This window comes from Rhizobium sp. P1_E6, assembly GCF_056405875.1.
Map to the genome: position 1 here is coordinate 1 of NZ_JBFUBG010000351.1, position 639 is coordinate 639.

General features: G+C 63.2%; 1 protein-coding gene. It reads right to left on the reverse strand.

Annotated features, from left to right (window positions below; genetic code table 11):
* A partial coding sequence (locus AC1D35_RS36690; protein WP_477942984.1) for an ABC transporter ATP-binding protein occupies positions 1-639 on the reverse strand: 639 nt, incomplete at both ends.

The following is a 639-nucleotide window of genomic DNA, read 5'->3' on the forward strand; positions in this document are numbered from 1 at the left end:
CTTCAGGGCGATGACCGTCCTGGCTTCGCCGAGCTCGGCAACGGTGCCATTAAGAACGTTGGTCTGGCCGATGAACGTGTTGACGAACAGCGTCTTCGGGCGGTCATAGACGGCCATCGGCGTGTCGATCTGCTCGACATTGCCCTTGTTCATCAGCACCAGGCGGCTGGCCAGGCTCTGGGCTTCTTCCTGGTCGTGGGTGACAATCAGGGTGGTGATGCCAAGCGTCTTCTGGAGATGAAGAAGCTCGACCTGAAGATCGAACCGCAATGCCCGGTCGAGCGCGCCGAAAGGTTCATCAAGGAGCAGCAGTGACGGCCGACCCGCAATGGCGCGGGCCACTGCAACGCGCTGCTGCTGTCCACCCGAGAGCTCGCGCGGCAGGCGGTTGCCGTAGCCATCGAGCCGCACCAGTGACAACATCTCGGCGGCCCGTGCCTTTCGCTCAGCGCGCGGCATCTTTTGGCAGGCGAGCGGGTAAGCAATGTTTTCCGCGACAGTCAGATGCGGGAAGAGCGCGTAGTTCTGGAAGACCATGCCGATCCCGCGGGCCCGGGCCGAGACGTTGGCCAGATCGTCATCGCCGAGCATGATCCTGCCTGCCTTCGGCTGGATGAGGCCGGCAATCGCCCTCAGCAC